The organism is Aliivibrio sp. 1S128 (assembly GCF_001691065.1).
Taxonomy (GTDB): Bacteria; Pseudomonadota; Gammaproteobacteria; order Enterobacterales; family Vibrionaceae; genus Aliivibrio.
Window position 1 is genome coordinate 12,677 of record NZ_MAJV01000109.1, and the last position, 19,816, is coordinate 32,492.

At 40.9% G+C, this 19,816-nt stretch carries 13 protein-coding genes, 2 tRNA genes and 1 pseudogene; 13 read left to right on the top strand and 3 right to left on the bottom strand.

Features of this window, described 5'->3' with window-relative positions:
- Positions 1-515: 515 nt before the first annotated feature.
- Positions 516-1,670, top strand: a complete 1,155-nt coding sequence (carA, locus tag A6E03_RS15065) for a glutamine-hydrolyzing carbamoyl-phosphate synthase small subunit (RefSeq protein ID WP_023604107.1) — start codon at positions 516-518, stop codon at positions 1,668-1,670.
- 17 nt (positions 1,671-1,687) lie between these two features.
- Positions 1,688-4,918: a carbamoyl-phosphate synthase large subunit gene (gene carB / locus A6E03_RS15070; protein ID WP_065601192.1), complete on the top strand. Its 3,231-nt coding sequence runs from the start codon at positions 1,688-1,690 to the stop codon at positions 4,916-4,918.
- Positions 4,919-5,059: 141 nt separating this feature from the next.
- Here carB and dacB read toward each other — a convergent pair whose 3' ends face one another.
- Both dacB and A6E03_RS15080 read right to left on the bottom strand, forming a co-directional pair.
- Positions 5,060-6,466: a serine-type D-Ala-D-Ala carboxypeptidase gene (gene dacB / locus A6E03_RS15075; RefSeq protein WP_065601193.1), complete on the bottom strand. Its 1,407-nt coding sequence runs from the start codon at positions 6,464-6,466 to the stop codon at positions 5,060-5,062.
- 143 nt (positions 6,467-6,609) lie between these two features.
- On the bottom strand, positions 6,610-7,632 hold the full coding sequence (locus tag A6E03_RS15080) for a porin (protein WP_176703494.1): 1,023 nt from the start codon (positions 7,630-7,632) through the stop codon (positions 6,610-6,612).
- Between the two features lie 592 nt (positions 7,633-8,224).
- Here A6E03_RS15080 and greA point away from each other — a divergent pair.
- Complete coding sequence (gene greA, locus A6E03_RS15085; protein WP_065594346.1) at positions 8,225-8,698, top strand: transcription elongation factor GreA; 474 nt, start codon at positions 8,225-8,227, stop codon at positions 8,696-8,698.
- A gap of 95 nt (positions 8,699-8,793) precedes the next feature.
- On the opposite strand, the gene yhbY is transcribed toward greA, so the two are convergent.
- Positions 8,794-9,090 (bottom strand): ribosome assembly RNA-binding protein YhbY, encoded by a 297-nt coding sequence (gene yhbY, locus A6E03_RS15090; protein WP_065594279.1) that lies wholly within the window; start codon positions 9,088-9,090, stop codon positions 8,794-8,796.
- Between the two features lie 118 nt (positions 9,091-9,208).
- Here yhbY and rlmE point away from each other — a divergent pair, with 118 nt between their 5' ends.
- From rlmE to infB, 10 genes and pseudogenes are all read left to right on the top strand, one after another.
- The gene (gene rlmE / locus A6E03_RS15095; protein ID WP_065594280.1) at positions 9,209-9,838 is read left to right on the top strand and encodes a 23S rRNA (uridine(2552)-2'-O)-methyltransferase RlmE; all 630 of its coding nucleotides are present in this window, start codon (positions 9,209-9,211) and stop codon (positions 9,836-9,838) included.
- An 85-nt stretch (positions 9,839-9,923) separates the two neighbouring features.
- A complete protein-coding gene (gene ftsH / locus A6E03_RS15100; protein ID WP_065594281.1) occupies positions 9,924-11,906 on the top strand; it encodes an ATP-dependent zinc metalloprotease FtsH in 1,983 nt (660 codons plus the stop codon).
- A 64-nt stretch (positions 11,907-11,970) separates the two neighbouring features.
- The gene (gene folP / locus A6E03_RS15105; protein WP_065594282.1) at positions 11,971-12,804 is read left to right on the top strand and encodes a dihydropteroate synthase; all 834 of its coding nucleotides are present in this window, start codon (positions 11,971-11,973) and stop codon (positions 12,802-12,804) included.
- 56 nt (positions 12,805-12,860) lie between these two features.
- Positions 12,861-14,198, top strand: a complete 1,338-nt coding sequence (gene glmM / locus A6E03_RS15110) for a phosphoglucosamine mutase (RefSeq protein WP_065601195.1) — start codon at positions 12,861-12,863, stop codon at positions 14,196-14,198.
- A gap of 151 nt (positions 14,199-14,349) precedes the next feature.
- A pseudogene (gene secG, locus A6E03_RS15115) lies at positions 14,350-14,586 on the top strand (preprotein translocase subunit SecG); the annotation flags it as partial.
- A 105-nt stretch (positions 14,587-14,691) separates the two neighbouring features.
- Positions 14,692-14,776 (top strand) — tRNA-Leu (locus A6E03_RS15120).
- Between the two features lie 69 nt (positions 14,777-14,845).
- Positions 14,846-14,922: transfer RNA gene (locus A6E03_RS15125), tRNA-Met, on the top strand.
- Between the two features lie 166 nt (positions 14,923-15,088).
- Positions 15,089-15,544 (top strand): ribosome maturation factor RimP, encoded by a 456-nt coding sequence (rimP, locus tag A6E03_RS15130; protein ID WP_012549404.1) that lies wholly within the window; start codon positions 15,089-15,091, stop codon positions 15,542-15,544.
- 17 nt (positions 15,545-15,561) lie between these two features.
- Positions 15,562-17,049 (top strand): transcription termination factor NusA, encoded by a 1,488-nt coding sequence (nusA, locus tag A6E03_RS15135; protein ID WP_065594285.1) that lies wholly within the window; start codon positions 15,562-15,564, stop codon positions 17,047-17,049.
- Between the two features lie 23 nt (positions 17,050-17,072).
- The gene (gene infB, locus A6E03_RS15140) at positions 17,073-19,751 is read left to right on the top strand and encodes a translation initiation factor IF-2 (RefSeq protein ID WP_065594286.1); all 2,679 of its coding nucleotides are present in this window, start codon (positions 17,073-17,075) and stop codon (positions 19,749-19,751) included.
- The last annotated feature ends 65 nt before the right edge of the window (positions 19,752-19,816 follow it).

The window sequence follows — 19,816 nt, forward strand, 5'->3', positions numbered from 1 at the left end:
TGGGCTTTTTTTTATAAGAAATAAGTCATTAATCATTTTTTATTCACTTACATTGTACTGTAAGTATGACTTTGAGACGGTTTTATAAATTATATTTGTTATGTTTATTGAGATTTAGATATTAGAATCGTGTTGTTTTTCCGGCTTATGGCTTGGTATTTGTTTTAGTTGTTCATTTTCATGTGTTTTCTTTGCGTTTTAACGTTTGCTTAATTTTAATATGTATTTTTTTTTAAATTAAAAAGTTTCAATATTAAATAAGTTACGCAAAGGTCAAATTCTAATCATATAAGCCTTATTAGTCTTTGTTATTGACTTTGAAAGTGCGTTTTAAGTATGAAGCGTCTAAAAAGGTTACTTATTGTTGTGTTTTTTGTTGACAGGTATCTCATAGATCTCTAAAATTTCGCCAATTTGTCAAAATTCGACCTTGAAATTCGAGTTTTGGGTTTAAAAAAAACAATTTTGCATTATCATGTTGTAAAGTTGAATATTTATTATGTTTGGAGGTTGTCTTGAGTAAATCAGCGCTGTTAGTCCTAGAAGATGGGACAGTGTTCCGCGGTCAATCGATTGGAGCAGATGGCTCGGCCGTTGGTGAAGTCGTTTTTAATACCTCGATGACGGGGTACCAAGAAATTCTCACTGATCCTTCCTATTCTCAACAAATCGTTACTCTTACTTATCCTCACATTGGCAACACCGGAATTAATTCCGAAGATGAAGAATCTTCTTCTATCCACGCTCAAGGCCTTGTGATTCGCGATCTTCCCCTCCTAGCTTCAAACTTCCGCAGTGAACAAACTCTTTCTGAATATCTTAAATCCCAAAATATTGTCGGCATTGCTGATATCGATACGCGTAAGCTGACTCGTATTTTGCGTGAGAAGGGTGCTCAAAACGGTTGTATCATTGCTTGCTCTTCTAAAAAAGAAAGCAACTTAGATGAAGCATTTGCTCTTGCTCAAGCAAAAGCATTCCCAGGACTGAAAGGGATGGATTTAGCGAAGGAAGTTACTACGTCTGAAGCTTACCAATGGAAGCAAGGTTCTTGGACACTGACTGGCGGTCTGCCAGAAGAAAAAGCGGACAGTGAATTACCATTCCACGTTGTCGCTTACGATTTCGGTGCCAAACGTAATATTCTACGTATGTTAGTAGACCGTGGTTGTCGTTTAACTGTTGTTCCTGCACAAACTTCAGCTGAAGAAGTGCTGGCAATGAACCCTGATGGCGTATTCCTATCGAATGGCCCTGGTGATCCGGCACCATGTACTTACGCAATCGAAGCAACGAAAGTGTTCCTAGAAAAAGGGTTACCAATCTTTGGTATCTGTCTTGGTCACCAGATTCTTGCTCTAGCATCAGGTGCACAAACAGTAAAAATGAAGTTTGGTCATCATGGCGCAAACCACCCAGTTAAAGACTTGGATCGTGATGTGGTAATGATTACTGCACAGAACCACGGTTTTGCGGCCGATGAAGAGACGCTACCTGAAAATCTTCGAGCAACACACAAATCACTGTTTGATGGCACGCTACAAGGTATTCATCGTACAGACAAACCAGCATTCAGCTTCCAAGGTCACCCAGAAGCAAGTCCTGGCCCACATGATGCAGCGCCATTATTTGACCATTTCATTGAATTGATTCAGCAGCATAAAGCTTAATTCGGAGTAGTAATAAGATGCCAAAACGTACTGACATTAAAAGCGTTCTAATTCTAGGTGCAGGCCCAATCGTAATCGGCCAAGCATGTGAATTTGACTACTCTGGTGCACAAGCGTGTAAAGCTCTTCGTGAAGAAGGCTATCGCGTTATTCTTGTGAACTCTAATCCTGCGACAATCATGACTGACCCAGACATGGCTGATGCAACTTACATTGAACCAATCCATTGGGAAGTGGTTCGTAACATCATCGAAAAAGAACGTCCAGATGCAGTACTGCCTACGATGGGTGGTCAAACGGCATTGAACTGTGCGCTTGATTTAGAGAGACACGGTGTTCTTGCTGAATTCGGTGTTGAGATGATTGGTGCAACGGCGGATGCGATTGATAAAGCAGAAGACCGTTCACGCTTTGATAAAGCAATGAAATCGATTGGCCTTGAATGTCCAAACGCTGATACCGCAAAAACAATGGAAGAAGCTTACAAAGTTTTAGACATGGTTGGTTTCCCTTGTATCATTCGTCCATCATTTACGATGGGTGGTACCGGTGGTGGCATCGCGTATAACAAAGAAGAGTTTGAAGAAATTTGTCGTGGCGGTTTGGATCTTTCTCCAACCAACGAACTTCTAATCGATGAGTCATTAATTGGTTGGAAAGAGTACGAGATGGAAGTGGTTCGTGATAAAAACGACAACTGCATCATCGTATGTACAATTGAAAACTTTGATGCGATGGGCATTCATACGGGTGATTCAATCACCGTGGCTCCAGCGCAGACACTAACAGATAAAGAATTTCAACTAATGCGTAACGCATCTCTAGCTGTACTGCGTGAGATTGGTGTTGAAACGGGCGGATCAAACGTACAGTTTGGTATCAACCCGAAAGACGGCCGCATGGTTGTTATTGAAATGAACCCACGTGTATCACGTTCATCAGCTCTAGCGTCTAAAGCGACTGGTTTCCCGATTGCTAAAATTGCAGCGAAACTTGCGATTGGTTATACGCTTGATGAGTTAATGAATGATATTACAGGTGGCGCAACACCAGCATCATTTGAACCAACAATTGATTATGTTGTTACTAAGATCCCTCGTTTCAATTTCGAAAAATTCGCAGGTGCTAACGATCGTCTGACAACACAGATGAAATCAGTTGGTGAAGTAATGGCGATTGGCCGTAACCAACAAGAATCACTGCAAAAAGCACTTCGTGGCTTAGAAGTTGGCGCGGATGGTTTTGATGAAATGGTTGATCTTGATGCACCTGATGCATTAACTAAGATCCGTCATGAATTAAAAGACGCAGGTGCTGAGCGTATTTGGTATATCGCCGATGCGTTCCGTGCTGGTATGTCTGTTGATGGTGTATTTAACCTAACAAATGTTGACCGTTGGTTCTTAGTTCAAATCGAAGATTTAGTTAAGATGGAAGCAGAAGTTAAAGCGGGCGGGTTCGCTAGCTTAACAGCGGATAGCCTTCGCCAACTTAAGCGTAAAGGTTTTGCTGATGCGCGTTTATCTAAATTATTAGGTGTGGCAGAAAGCGAGATCCGTCGTCTTCGTGACCAATATGATATTCATCCTGTCTATAAGCGTGTAGATACATGTGCGGCTGAGTTCTCTTCAGATACGGCTTATATGTACTCATCTTACGATGAAGAATGTGAAGCGAATCCAACCGATAATGATAAGATCATGATCTTAGGTGGCGGTCCAAACCGTATTGGCCAAGGTATTGAATTTGATTACTGTTGTGTACATGCCTCATTAGCACTTCGTGAGGATGGCTACGAAACTATCATGGTTAACTGTAACCCTGAGACCGTTTCTACTGATTACGATACGTCTGACCGCCTGTACTTTGAACCAGTAACTTTGGAAGATGTACTAGCAATCGTTCGTATTGAAAAACCAAAAGGCGTTATCGTTCAGTACGGTGGTCAAACACCACTTAAACTGGCTCGTGCGCTTGAAGCGGCTGGAGTTCCAATTATTGGTACAAGCCCAGATGCTATCGACCGTGCAGAAGACCGTGAACGTTTCCAAGTTGCAGTAGACCGTTTAGGCCTTTTACAACCAGAAAATGCAACCGTAACGGCAATGGAACAAGCGATTGAGAAATCAAGAGAAATTGGTTTTCCATTAGTTGTTCGTCCTTCTTATGTTCTTGGTGGCCGTGCGATGGAAATCGTATATGACGAGCAAGACTTACGTCGTTACTTCAACGAAGCGGTAAGCGTTTCAAATGAATCTCCAGTACTTCTTGATAGCTTCCTTGATGATGCAATCGAAGTCGATGTAGATGCTATCTGCGACGGTGAGCAAGTGGTTATCGCGGGTATCATGGAGCACATCGAGCAAGCAGGTGTTCACTCTGGTGACTCGGCATGTTCTCTTCCTGCTTATACTTTAAGCGAAGAAATCCAAGATGTAATGCGTGACCAAGTACGTAAACTAGCATTCGAGCTAGGTGTACGTGGTTTAATGAATACACAATTTGCTGTTAAAGATAACAAAGTGTATCTAATTGAAGTGAACCCTCGTGCCGCACGTACGATTCCATTCGTATCTAAAGCGACAGGTGCGCCAATCGCTAAGATTGCAGCGCGTGTAATGGCGGGTCAATCATTAGAATCTCAAGGCTTTACTAAAGAGATAATCCCACCTTATTTCTCTGTTAAAGAAGTGGTATTACCATTTAATAAATTCCCTGGTGTTGACCCACTGTTAGGCCCTGAAATGCGCTCAACAGGTGAAGTGATGGGGGTTGGTGCAACATTTGCTGAAGCATTCGCTAAGGCAGAATTAGGATGCAGCAAAGAATACCCAGAAGGCGGTCGTGCATTGCTTTCTGTTCGTGAAGGCGATAAGAAGCGTGTTGTTGATTTAGCAAAACACCTTATTAAAATCGGTTACCAACTTGATGCTACGCACGGTACTGCGGTTATTCTTGGCGAAGCGGGTATTAACCCTCGTCTAGTAAACAAGGTACATGAAGGTCGTCCTCATATTCTTGACCGTATTAAGAATGGCGAATACACCTACATCGTAAATACAGCATCTGGTCGCCAAGCGATTGAAGATTCTAAACTTCTTCGTCGTGGTGCACTTGCCGCGAAAGTGAACTATACAACAACGCTAAATGCAGCATTTGCTAGCTGTCTAGCGCATGAAGCAGATGACCGTAACACGGTTAACTCTGTTCAAGAGCTACACGCTAAAGTGACCGCTAAATACGCTTAATTGCGAAGTTAGCTAAGTAACAACATTAGTTAAGTAATAATAAAAATCCCGAAGAATGAGAGTTCTTCGGGATTTTTTCATTTATCTTTTTTAGTTAACAAGCAAGAATGATCAAATACTTATGTAGATTGGTATAAAATCCTAATCTTTTGAGAGTTCAATTAACTTTTGGTAGAAGCTTTTCTCAAAGGTATCAATAGGGCGTTCAATCGGCGTAGCTCCTTTCTTTGCTGCGATAGGGTGATAATCTGCAACAAATTGAACAAACAGCAGAGGCTCCTTGTTTTCTAAACCGACAAACCCCGCCATATTATAACTACCAAACAGTGAACCACTTTTAGATTTCATACCGCCTTTAACTGGCTCTTTACGCATGCTGTTACGATATTTTAATGTGCCATCAATACCTGATGTCGGTAATAGTTCGATCAGCCCTAATTCTTTATCGTATTTATAGATATATTGCAGAATTGATTTCATTTGATTTGCGGTCATGCGGTTATTACGTGACAAACCGGAGCCATCAACCAGTATCGCATTGCTCAAATCAATATTAGCTTGTTTTAATAAGATATCTTTAATTGCCGCAGTGCCATTAGTGAAGCTGCCTGCTTGTTGGTAATTCAAATGACCTAGCATCTTGGTCAAGTTATCAGCGTAATGGTTATCGGACTTTTTAAGCATATGGTCCAACAATTCCATTAATTGCTTTGAGCTGTGTATTGCTAATTTATTATCAGCAAGAAGAGGGGTATCTGGTTTTCCAAAGCGTACTTCGCCATTAAGTTTAATATTGTGTTCATTTAAAATCTTAAGCACCGTTTGCTCGGTGAAATCTTGTGTGTCTTGTACTGCAAACTTTAAAGGAAGCGGTTTATTACGCTTAACCAAACAGCCGTTCAGTTCATAGTGGTTGCCTTGAGTGGTTAGCTCTAGATCGCAGAAGGTCGATTCTTGTTCTTCTCTACTGACACTCTTAGCGTAGCTAGAAAAAGAAATGGGCTGATGAATAGGAACAAAGACACGTGTTGTGCCGTCATCATGGGTTGTGATCGATGCTTGCACGCAGTTTTCATCAATACTTAAGGCACTTGATGGTGCGCTGTAGCACACGCCTAGAATATCCCATGGCCAACCAACCGCTCGCTCATAACCTGTGAAAATAGTGCCATCTATCCATAAATCGCCTTGAATAGCTTTGATATCACTTTCATCGAACAGAGAAGAGAGCTGCTTACGTGATAGAGACGGATCACCAGTGAAAGTCAGCACGACATCGTTATCGGCTTTATATAGAGAGGTTGTAAAGGTGAACTCTTTACCAAGCGCGAGTCGAGCTGCTAATGCGGTAGCAATTTTTAAGGTACTCGCAGGGGGCAGAAGTTCATCTTGCTTTTGTTGGTATTCAATACCCTGGGAAGATATATCTTCAACCACGATGGCGGTTCTACTTCCAGCAGGGAGCACATTAAGCGAATGTTGAATGCTAGCAAAGCTTGAGCATGAGAATAGGGCAAGGCCCAACAGAGTAAAACGAGAAAAAGACATGATGCACTCATATAAAGATAATTGAGAGTATCTTAGCGCTTGCAGCGAATGATGTGTAATGAATAGGAAAAAATTAATGGGATGTCACAAATAAAAAACGCCCACCGAGGTGAGCGCTTTATTTAAGTAAGAGTTAAGACTGATTAGAAGTCGTAACGCATACCAAGAGCTAGCTCGTCTTCAGCATCAGCACTTGATGCCTTGCTATTAAGACCAGATGTTGACCCCATCTTGTCGCCTTCGCTGATCAAGTTGAAGTTGTAAGAGATGTACGTACGGAAGTTAGCATTGAAGAAGTACGTTGCATCAACTGCAAAGTTGTCAGTAGACGTTTCGTCATTTGTTTCAGCGTTGTTATACGTAGAAGTAAATACTGTTTTACCCATAGTATAAGCTACAGCAGCTTCATAACCAGTGTAATCAACAGAGCCGTTATGGAATGTTGTAACATCAGCTACAGTAGTTGATTTTTGTTTATCACCGTTAGTGAAAGTACCAGCGAAGTATAGGTCACCCATCGTATAAGAACCAGCAACCATCATTTCATTTGAATCTGCTTGGTCTGCGTAACCGCCACCCAGTTTGAAGCCAGAATCACCAAACGCGTAAATACCAGACAGTGCGTATCCATCGTTAGAAATTTCGTTAGTTCCAGCATCGTCAAAACGGTAGTTCACTTTAGCCGAGAAATCACCAAATGTAGCTTTGTAGCCAAGGTTGTTATTTGTACGGTCTGCTACAGAGATTTTATCAGCAGCTGAGTTACCAGCGTATGCCATGATATCGGTAAAATCAGTGATAACGCCTAGAGCACCATCATTTTTACCGTAAGATACTTCACCGAAGTTACCGCCGATTCCAGCGTATGCATAACGGTTTTCAAGGCCGTCTGAACCTGAATCAGTTACAAGGCCGTCATCGTTATTTGTGAATTCGCCTTCCCAGAAACCAACACCGTATAGACCGTCAGAAATTTGAGTAGTACCTTTAAAGTTTAGGCGGATACGAGTTTTATCTGCTGCGTCACCATCTTTAACAGATAGACGAGCTTCAGCACGGCCACCCATTTCTAGAGTTTGGTCTGCGCCTTTGTAGATTTCTGCTGCGTTTACTGCGCCAGCTGAAGTAATGGCTGCTACTGCTAAAGCTAATACTTTTTTGTTCATCATTATTCTAATTCCTATAAGGGTGGAAGAGATTATCTATATTTTTTGTGAATAATATTAAGGGTAACATCTTATGTGGTCAGAATGATTACCGTCGCCTATCACTGTTTCAATAAGGTTATTTTCAGGGTTATTGCGGGTAAAAGGTTAGTAAAACAATCTAAAAACTGCAATTGAACGCTGTTTTTAATTATTTTTTTGTGAACCTTATCATTAAAAAACAGATGTTTATAAAATATGACTAAAGTTTGTTTAATTTTTGCATTTAAGCTTGTTTTATGTTTTTTTTAGTTTTAACTATAAATATAATGTGATGGCTATCCCACTTTATATTTTCTTCTATGTTGTTTTATAGACTTGATTTTATTTTTGAGACGAACTTCTGACTTATATTGAAGTCATTACTTAAAAACAAATGCGAGAAACAAACAATAGATAGGTGATAAAAGGCACTTCTTTGTTTACACTAGAGCAAATTAAATTTAAACAGATACACTTAGGGCGTTTTTATTTAGCAAGGTTTGCTTTATAGGTACTCTAGGTGGGATTTTTATTTGCTGAATTTGTAATTTCAGCTTTAGAGGTAGAAAATATGGATAAGGTACCAATGACGGTACGTGGTGAGAAACTACTGCGTGATGAGCTAGACGTATTACTAAAGCGTCGTCCTGTGATTTCAAAAGCAATTGGCGAAGCGCGTGAGCTTGGCGATTTGAAAGAAAATGCGGAATATCATGCAGCTCGTGAAGAGCAAGGTATTTGTGAAGCACAGATCCGTGACATCGAATATAAACTATCAGTGGCGCAAGTTATTGATGTAACCAAAATGACTAATACTGGTAAGATTATTTTTGGTACAACAGTAACGTTGATCGATTCTAATACTGATCATGAAGTTAAATACCAAATCGTTGCTGATGATGAAGCCAGTATCAAAGAAGGTCGAATTTCAGTTACGTCACCTATTGCTCGTGGTTTAATTGGTAAAATGGCTGGGGATGAAGTGAATATTCAAACTCCAGGCGGTGTCAAAGAGTTTGAGATTGAAAAAGTAGAGTACATTTAATTGTAACTACGGTATAAAATATAAAGGCCGCGTAGTTATCTTTAAAAAGAGAACTAAGACGGCCTTTTTAGTTTCTTACAAAATAGATGCAGAAATTATTTTCTAGGGATCTCAATTTTACGAGCTTCGCTAGCGCGGTATAATACCAGTGTTTTCCCGATAACTTGTACTTTTTCAGCTTTAGTTTCGCGAATGATTGCGTCAACAATCAATTGCTTAGTATCACGATCTTCAGAAGCAATTTTAACTTTGATTAGCTCGTGGTGATTAAGCGCAATCTCAATTTCAGCTACTACAGCTTCAGTAAGACCATTTGAGCCCATCATAACAACGGGTTTTAAATTGTGAGCAAGGCCTTTAAGGTGTTGCTTCTGTTTTGTGCTTAGGTTCATATATACCCGATTATTTCTATATTAAGGGTTGAAAACAGCCTATTCTAACGCCATCTATCCCTGAAGACTATTTTTTGTTTCAGTCTTCTAATTTAAATTAAGTATTTTTAGGTAATGCATGAGTAAGAATAAACTTTCAGCAAGCTCTGGCCGCTGGTTAAAAGAACACTTTGATGATAAATACGTTCTTGAAGCGCAGAAAAGAGGCTATCGCTCTCGTGCTATTTTTAAGATTGAAGAAATTCAAAAGAAAGACAAGCTATTAAAGCCAGGAATGACAGTGGTCGACCTTGGTGCTGCTCCTGGTGGGTGGTCACAATACGCGGTTGAGCAAGTCGGTGATTCAGGGCAAGTTATTGCTTGTGATATTTTAGCAATGGATTCAATCGCTGGTGTAAGCTTTTTGCAGGGGGACTTTAGGGAAGAAGCAGTACTAGATGCATTGCTTGAACGCATACAACCAGATATGGTAGATGTAGTAATGTCTGATATGGCACCAAACATGAGCGGTAACCCAGCAGTTGATCAACCAAGAGCGATGTATCTTGTTGAGCTCGCGTTGGATATGTGCCGCCAAGTATTGGCTCCAAACGGTAGTTTTACAGTTAAAGTATTCCAAGGCGAAAGTTTTGATCAATACTTGCAAGAAGTTCGTAAAATTTTTAAAGTCGTTAAGATTAGAAAACCAGATTCATCACGTGCACGTTCTCGTGAAGTGTATATTGTAGCCACTGGTTACAAAGGTTAAGTCGTACGTAGTAGCTACAGGTTATAAACTGTAGTACTCTATCTTTCATCTATTTAGTTAACGCGGGGTTAACACCTTGAGTGACATGGCAAAAAATCTAATATTATGGCTTGTTATCGCAGTTGTTCTAATGTCGGTATTTCAAAGCTTTGGACCGAGTGATAGCTCTGGTCGTTCAATTGACTACACTACTTTTGTTAAAGAAGTTGGTAATAGTCAAGTTCAAGAAGCAACGTTTAATAATCGTGAAATAAAGGTAACAAAGCGTGACGGTAGCCGTTATGTGACGTACATGCCTGTATTCCAAGATCCTAAATTGCTTGATGATCTTATTAACCAAAATGTAATCGTTAAAGGTACACCACCTGAAGAACAGAGCTTACTTGAGTCTATCTTTATTTCGTGGTTCCCAATGATTCTTCTTATTGGTGTTTGGATCTTCTTTATGCGTCAAATGCAAGGCGGCGGCGGCAAAGGGGCTATGTCCTTTGGCAAGAGCAAAGCTAAGATGATGACGGAAGAACAGATCAACACAACATTTGACGATGTTGCTGGTTGTGATGAAGCAAAAGAAGACGTTAAAGAGTTAGTTGATTACTTACGTGAGCCGAGTCGTTTCCAGAAATTAGGTGGTAAAATCCCAACAGGTGTTTTATTAGTTGGTCCTCCTGGTACTGGTAAAACGTTAATTGCAAAAGCAATTGCAGGTGAAGCAAAGGTACCATTCTTCTCAATTTCAGGTTCTGATTTCGTTGAAATGTTTGTCGGTGTTGGTGCTTCTCGTGTACGAGATATGTTTGAGCAAGCAAAAAAATCATCACCTTGTATCATCTTTATCGATGAAATCGATGCTGTAGGTCGTCAACGTGGCGCAGGTGTTGGTGGTGGTAATGATGAACGTGAGCAAACATTGAACCAAATGCTGGTTGAAATGGATGGTTTTGAAGGTAACGAAGGCGTCATCGTTGTTGCTGCAACTAACCGTCCAGATGTACTTGATGCTGCATTATTACGTCCGGGTCGTTTTGACCGCCAAGTTGTTGTTGGTTTACCTGACATCCGTGGGCGTGAGCAAATTCTTCAAGTACACATGCGTAAAGTGCCATTGGCTGGTGGTGTTGAACCATCATTAATTGCACGTGGTACACCAGGCTTCTCTGGTGCAGACCTTGCTAACTTAGTTAACGAAGCTGCATTATTTGCTGCTCGTACTAATAAGCGTGTTGTGTCAATGGTTGAGTTTGAGCTTGCTAAAGACAAAATAATGATGGGTGCAGAGCGCAAATCAATGGTAATGACGGAAGAGACTAAAACCTCAACGGCTTACCATGAAGCTGGTCACGCCATTGTTGGTCGTTTAGTGCCTGAACATGATCCTGTTTATAAGGTATCGATTATTCCACGTGGCCGTGCGCTAGGTGTAACAATGTATTTACCAGAACAAGATCGCGTAAGCATGAATCGTCAGCACTTAGAATCTATGATTTCAAGTTTGTATGGTGGTCGATTGGCTGAAGAGCTAATTTACGGTGTTGATAAAGTATCTACGGGTGCTTCAAACGACATTGAAAGAGCCACTGATATTGCACGTAAGATGGTAACTCAATGGGGCTTCTCTGAAGCGCTTGGGCCATTATTATACGCAGAAGATCAAGGTGACCCATTCTCAGGTCACGGCGGTTCTCACCAATCGAAACACGTATCACCTGAAACGTTGAAACTGATTGACGCAGAAATCCGTACTATCATTGATCGCAACTACGCTCGAGCTAGACAGATCCTTGAAGATAATATGGATGTGTTGCATTCAATGAAAGATGCATTGATGACGTTTGAAACCATTGATGCGGGTCAAATTGATGACTTGATGGAGCGTAAAACTGAAATTCGTGAACCTCAAGGGTGGGGAGATGATAATCAAACCAAACCTGAAGAGAAAAGCGAAAAATCAGCTGAAGCAGACGTTGAGAATAAAACTGAAGAATCTAAAGTAGAAGAAAGTACTGAGGAAGAAAAACCTCAAGTTGCTGAAGATACGAAAAAAGATTCAGATTCATCAGAAAAATAAGATGAGTTGAGTAAAAATAAACCCCGAGCTCTGCTCGGGGTTTTTGTATTTTAAGGGACTAGTCATGAAATTGAGAAGTAAAAATAAGACATTGATATTAGATCGATCTCATGTGATGGCTATTCTTAATGTTACGCCAGATTCTTTTTCTGATGGTGGTAAATTTACAAATTTAGACGTTGCCTTAAAGCAAGTTGAAAAAATGGTAAATGCCGGAGTTAGTATTATTGATGTTGGTGGTGAATCAACAAGGCCTGGCGCCCCTGAAGTTGCTCTTCAGCAAGAATTAGACCGTGTTATTCCAATTATAGAAGCGATACATCAACGATTTGATACCTGGATCTCTATTGATACAAGTAAAGCGACAGTAATGGATGAAGCCGTAAAGGTTGGCGCAGATTTAATTAACGATGTTCGCGCTCTACAAGAGCCAAATGCGCTTGAAGTTGCGGCTAAAGCTGATGTACCTATTTGTTTAATGCACATGCAAGGGCAGCCACGCACAATGCAATCGGATCCTACTTATAATGAACTGTTTGCAGACGTAACCGGTTTTTTAGAAGAAAGAATCTCAGCATGCCAATCGGTTGGTATCTCAAAAGATAAGTTAATTCTTGATCCAGGGTTTGGATTTGGTAAAACCTTAGCGCATAATTATCAGTTACTTGCAAAACTAGAACATTTTCATCAATTAGGCTTACCGATACTTGCTGGAATGTCTCGTAAATCAATGATTTTTAAATTACTTGATGTAGAGCCTCAATTAGCTACTTCTGGTAGCTTAGCGTGTGCGACTATTGCTGTTATGAAAGGTGCACAAATTATCCGAGTACATGATTTTGAGCAAACGATGGATATAGTGAAAGTTTGCCAAGCAACATTGAATCAAACTTTTTAGTAGAAAGTGTGTTCATTTAAAAAATAAATTATTAAAAATAAAACATGGAGTAGAACATGGCTGAGCGTAAATATTTTGGAACCGATGGGGTTCGAGGCTTGGTAGGTCAAGCGCCTATTACCCCTGATTTTGTTATGAAATTAGGTTGGGCTGCTGGGCAAGTATTGGCTAAACAAGGTACAAAAAAAGTTATTATAGGTAAGGATACGCGTATTTCTGGTTATATGCTGGAGTCTGCACTAGAAGCTGGTTTAGCTGCTGCTGGTTTGCAAGCAAAATTCACCGGTCCAATGCCAACACCTGCCGTTGCCTATTTAACTCAAACTTTCCGTGCTGAAGCCGGAATCGTTATTTCAGCCTCTCATAATCCTTATTATGATAATGGTATTAAATTTTTCTCTTCAGAAGGCACAAAGCTTCCTGATGATATTGAAATGGCAATTGAAGCTGAATTAGATAAACCAATGACGTGTGTTGAATCAGCTCTGCTAGGTAAAGCATCTCGTTTAAACGATGCCGCTGGTCGCTATATTGAATTTTGCAAAAGTACCTTCCCTAAAGAACTGAGCCTAACTGGCGTTAAAATGGTGATCGATTGTGCTCATGGAGCAACGTATCATATAGCCCCTAATGTTTTTAAAGAACTTGGCGCAGAGATCGTTACTATCGGTTGTGAGCCAAATGGCACCAATATTAACCATGAAGTAGGGGCGACAGATGTTCGCGCTTTACAAGCTAAAGTACTAGAAGAAAAAGCGGATTTTGGTGTCGCTTTTGATGGCGATGGTGACCGTATTATTATGGTCGATGAGCTTGGAAATAAAGTAGATGGTGACCAAATTGCTTATATTATCGCCCGTGATGCATTGCGTCGTGGCGAGTTAAAAGGCGGTGTTGTTGGTACATTAATGACTAATATGGGCATGGAAGTTGCGTTACGTAACTTAGGTATTCCATTTGTTCGTTCTAATGTAGGTGACCGCTATGTTATGGAAAAATTATTAGAAAACAATTGGTTGATCGGTGCTGAAAATTCAGGTCATGTCATCCTTCTAGACAAAGTAACAACAGGTGATGCGATTGTTGCTGCATTGCAAGTGATAGCTTCTATTGTGGGTAGCAAAATGACATTACAAGAATTATGTAATGGCATGAGCATGTACCCTCAAGTATTAGAAAATATTCGCTTTATTGGTGATAGCAATCCTCTTGACTCTGATGCAGTGAAGGCAGCTCAAGCTGATGTTGAATCAAAATTAGGTGATAACGGTCGAGTTTTATTACGTAAATCAGGAACTGAGCCATTAATTCGAGTTATGGTTGAAGGTGAGAATGCAGAGCTTGTTCAGCAATATGCGCTTCAAATCGCAGATGCTGTAAAAGAAAGCTGTTAATTTGAGCAATTAAATGAAATTGAACGTTTTTTGTTAATTTTAACTTGTCATAGTAGCCTAGTTTGGTTAATATCCCTCGGCCTCTTAATTGAGAGGGCGCTGGTGTTGCCAATAGGCTACCGGTACATTAATTAGATACATGGGTGACAGAATGCATACGATTCTACTTGTGATTTATCTGATTGCCGCAGTCGGTGTAATTGGCCTAGTATTGGTACAACACGGTAAAGGCGCAGATATGGGAGCCTCATTTGGGGCTGGAGCATCAAATACAGTATTTGGCTCTGGTGGCTCTGGAAACTTTTTAACTCGAATGACCGCACTTTGTGCAACAGTATTTTTTATTATCAGCCTAGCGTTAGGCAATATGTCTACGCATAAAACTGAAGGTTTTGATCTTAAATTAGATCAACAAGCGACAGAGCAAACAGCTGATAATACGAGTGACGTTCCTGCTACTGAAAACAGCGACGTACCTCTTTAAACGACTTTAGCCGAGATGGTGAAATTGGTAGACACGCTAGCATGAGGTGCTAGTGCCTTAGGGTATGAGGGTTCAAGTCCCTCTCTCGGCACCATATTCAGACAAGAATCTGATTCTTGTAATAAAAGGATAAAGAAACTATACTTTCTTTGTTCTTTTCGGACGCGGGATGGAGCAGTTTGGTAGCTCGTCGGGCTCATAACCCGAAGGTCGTCGGTTCAAATCCGGCTCCCGCAACCAATTATCTAATAAAAGTAATTGCTCTTATTAGATAAGTCACGCAAGTGGCATTCAGGGTCCAGCAGTACTAAACCCCGCAATTATCGGGGTTTTTTGCTATCTGAAACAGACTGTTTTTTAAGAATTGGGCCTTTTAGTGCCCTTTTTTTGTTTTCAGGGGATATCAATGACAGGATTAGAAAGACAACTAACAGAAATGCTTGAGGCTCCTGTTGGTGCTTTAGGTTATGAATTGGTCGGTTTAGAGTTTATTCGTGCGGGTGAACATTCAACGTTACGTGTATTTATCGATCATGAAAATGGCATCTTTGTGGAGGACTGTGCGGAAGCCAGTCGTCAAATCAGTGCAGTAATGGATGTAGAAGATCCAATTACAGTAGCATATAACCTAGAGGTTTCGTCTCCAGGTCTTGAACGTCCACTGTTTAAAGCAGCACATTATCAACAATTTGTTGGTCATGAAGTCAGCCTTGTATTAAAGATGCCGATGAATAACCGTCGCAAATGGAAAGGAGATATCCTAGACATTAACGGTGAGATTGTTACGGTTACAGTTGATGGTAACAATGAAGAATTTGCGTTAAGCAACATTTCAAAGGCGAACTTAGTTCCTAAATTTTAAGGCTGATAGAGGCTAAAATGAACAAAGAAATCTTAGCTGTTGTAGAAGCAGTATCAAATGAAAAAGCTGTTCCTCGTGAGCGAATTTTTGAAGCATTAGAAATCGCGCTAGCAACGGCAACAAAGAAAAAATCTACGCTGGAAATTGAAGTACGTGTAGCGATTGATCGCAAAACAGGTGCAGTTGAAACTTTCCGTCGTTGGGTTGCGGTTGCTCAAGTTGAGCAACCTACATTAGAAATTTCTATTGAAGCGGCACAATTTGAAGATGAAACAATCGAAATCGGTGGTTTTATTGAAGATGATATCGAATCAGTAACGTTTGACCGTATTACGACGCAAACAGCGAAGCAAGTTATCGTACAAAAAGTACGTGAAGCTGAACGTGCGATGATCGTTGAGCAGTTTATTGATAACGAAGGTGAGCTAATCACTGGTATCGTTAAAAAAGTAAACCGCGATGCAATTATCGTTGATTTAGGTAGCAATGCTGAAGCGGTTATTTTACGTGAAGATCAACTTCCACGTGAAAATTTCCGTCCAGGTGACCGTGTTCGTGGTCTGCTATATGCAGTTAAACCAGAAGCTCGCGGTTTCCAGTTATTCATGACTCGCTCAAAAGGCGTAATGTTAACTGAATTGTTCCGCGTTGAAGTGCCTGAAATTGGTGAAGAACTGATTGAAATTAAAGCGGCTGCTCGCGATCCAGGTTCTCGTGCTAAAATCGCTGTGAAAACAAACGATAAACGTATTGACCCTGTTGGTGCGTGTGTTGGTATGCGTGGCGCTCGTGTTCAAGCTGTATCAAATGATCTTGGTGGCGAACGCATTGATATCGTGCTTTGGGATGATAATCCTGCACAGTTTGTTATCAATTCTATGGCTCCAGCAGAAGTCGCTTCTATTATTGTAGATGAAGACAACAATACTATGGATATTGCTGTTGAAGCTGATAATCTAGCACAAGCAATTGGCCGTAGTGGTCAAAACGTACGTTTAGCATCTCAACTGACTGGTTGGGAACTAAATGTAATGACAGTTGCAGATCTTAACAAGAAGCACCAAGAAGAAGCTCAAGGTTCTATTGATGCATTTGTTAAGCATTTAGAAATCGATGAAGATTTTGCTCAACTATTAGTTGAAGAAGGCTTTACTACGCTTGAAGAAATCGCTTACGTTCCTGTAAACGAACTACTAGAAGTAGAAGCTTTGGACGAAGAAACAGTTGATCTTCTGCGTACTCGCGCTAAAGAAGCATTAACAACATTAGCACTAGCACAAGAAGAATCTCTTGATGGTATTGAGCCAGCAGAAGACCTACTTGCACTTGACGGTTTAGAGCGCGAACTAGCGTTTAAACTTGCAGCTAAAGGTGTTGTTACTCTTGAAGACCTTGCGGATCAAGGTGTTGATGAGTTGACTGATATTGAAGACCTAACAGAAGCTCGTGCTGGTGAGTTAATCATGGCAGCGCGTAATATTTGTTGGTTCAGCGACGAAGCATAATTATTTCAGCAAGGAGAAGCGGTATGACAAAGCTTACGGTAAAAGCACTTAGTGATGAAATTGGAACTCCAGTTGACCGCTTACTTCAGCAATTTTCGGATGCTGGTATTAATAAAAAAGATGGCGATTCTGTTTCTGAAGGTGAAAAGCAATCATTGCTAGTTCACCTAAAGAAAGAGCATGGTAGTGCTGATGAAGGTGCGTCACCAACCCGTCTCACTCTTCAACGCAAAACTCGCAGCACGTTAAGTGTTGCTGGTTCAGGCGGTAAAAGTAAAGATGTGCAAGTAGAAGTGCGTAAAAAACGTACTTATGTAAAAGCAAGCACACTTGAAGAAGAGAAAAAAACTGAGCAAATGAAAGTAGAGGCTGAAGACAAGGCCAAACGTGATGCAGAGGATGCTGCAATTCGCGAAATTGAACAGAAAGCACAACGTGAAGCGGAAGAAAAAGCTAAGCGTGATGCTGAAGCAGAAGTCAAAGTAAAGCGTGACGCAGAACAAAAAGCGAAACGTACTGAGACTGAAAAGGCTAAAAAACAAATGACTACTAAAAACGATCAAGCAAAAAAAGAAGCTGATGAACTAAAACTTCGTCAAGAACAAGAAGCGACTCGTAAAGCAGAAGCAGAAGCTGCAAAACTAGTTGAAGATGCTCGTAAACTAGCTGAAGAAAATGAAGCTCGTTGGAAAGAAGAAGAGCAGAAAAAATCAGCAGCTGAAAAAACTGCAGATTACCACGTGACAACTTCATCTCACGCTCGTGAAGCAGAAGATGCAGCTGACCGTAAAGATGAGCAACAGCCTCGTCGTCGTAAGAAGAAAGCAAAACCTGCAGAAGCAGCACCTCGCGGTGGTCGTAACCAACGTGGCGGTCGCAACAAGAAGCCTCAAGTAAACAAACCAACGTCTATGCAGCACGGCTTTGATAAGTCAGCAACTGTTGCTAAACAAGATGTTGCGATTGGTGAGACAATTGTTGTTTCTGAACTGGCAAGCAAAATGTCAGTAAAAGCAACTGAAGTAATTAAAGTTATGATGAAGATGGGCGCTATGGCGACTATCAACCAAGTTATCGACCAAGAAACAGCAGCACTAGTTGCTGAAGAAATGGGTCATAAAGTGGTTCTTCGTAAAGAAAACGAATTAGAAGAAGCAGTACTGTCTGATCGTGATAACAGCGCTGATGTTGAAGCTCGCGCACCTGTTGTTACTATCATGGGTCACGTTGACCACGGTAAAACTTCTACACTGGATTACATCCGTCGTGCACACGTTGCTGATGCGGAAGCTGGTGGTATTACACAACACATCGGTGCATACCACGTTGAAACTGACAACGGTATGATCACTTTCCTTGATACTCCTGGACACGCAGCGTTTACCGCTATGCGTGCTCGTGGTGCTCAAGCGACAGATATCGTTGTACTTGTTGTTGCTGCAGATGATGGCGTTATGCCACAAACAATCGAAGCTATCCAACACGCAAAAGCGGCTGGTGTACCTCTGATTGTTGCAGTAAACAAAATCGATAAAGAAGGCGCTAACCCAGATAACGTTAAAAATGAGCTTGCTCAATATGACGTTATTCCTGAGGAGTGGGGCGGCGAGAACATCTTCGTTCATATCTCTGCTAAGCAAGGTACGAACATCGAAGGTCTTCTAGAAGCTATCCTTCTTCAATCTGAAGTACTTGAATTAACTGCGGTTAAAGAAGGTATGGCATCAGGTGTTGTTGTTGAATCTCGTCTAGATAAAGGCCGTGGCCCAGTAGCTACTGTTCTTGTTCAATCAGGTACTCTAAATAAAGGCGATATCGTTCTTTGTGGTCAAGAGTATGGCCGTGTTCGTGCAATGCGCGATGAAAACGGTAAAGACATCGAATCTGCGGGTCCATCTATTCCTGTAGAAATTCTAGGTCTTTCTGGCGTTCCTGCGTCAGGTGACGAAGCGACAGTTGTGCGTGATGAGCGTAAAGCTCGTGAAGTTGCTAACTACCGTCAAGGTAAATTCCGTGATGTTAAACTAGCTCGTCAACAAAAAGCGAAACTAGAAAACATGTTTGCAAACATGGAAGCTGGTGTTGTCGCTGAATGTAACGTAGTACTTAAAGCTGACGTTCAAGGTTCTGTTGAAGCAATCGCTGATTCACTCCTTAAACTGTCTACTGATGAAGTTAAAGTTAACATCATCGGTTCTGGTGTTGGTGGTATTACTGAAACTGATGCAACACTTGCAGCGGCGTCTAATGCAATCCTTCTTGGCTTCAACGTTCGTGCTGATACGACTGCTCGTCGTACCATCGAAAATGAAAACCTAGACCTTCGTTACTACTCGATCATCTACCAGTTGATTGACGAAGTTAAACAAGCGATGGGCGGTATGCTTGCACCTGAGTTCCGTCAAGAAATCATTGGTCTTGCACAAGTACGTGAAGTATTTAAGTCACCTAAACTTGGCGCTATCGCTGGTTGTATGGTAACTGAAGGTACTATCAAGCGTAATAACCCAATTCGTGTTCTACGTGACAACGTAGTTATTTACGAAGGTGAGTTAGAGTCACTACGTCGCTTTAAAGATGATATGCCAGAAGTTAAGAATGGCTACGAATGTGGTATCGGCGTTAAGAATTACAATGATGTTCGCGTTGGTGACCAAATCGAAGTATTCGAAATCATTGAGATTCAACGTACTCTTGATTAATTGACTATAATTACTCCTATTATTCAATACGGTAATAGGGTAATCGGTTGTTAAATACACCATGG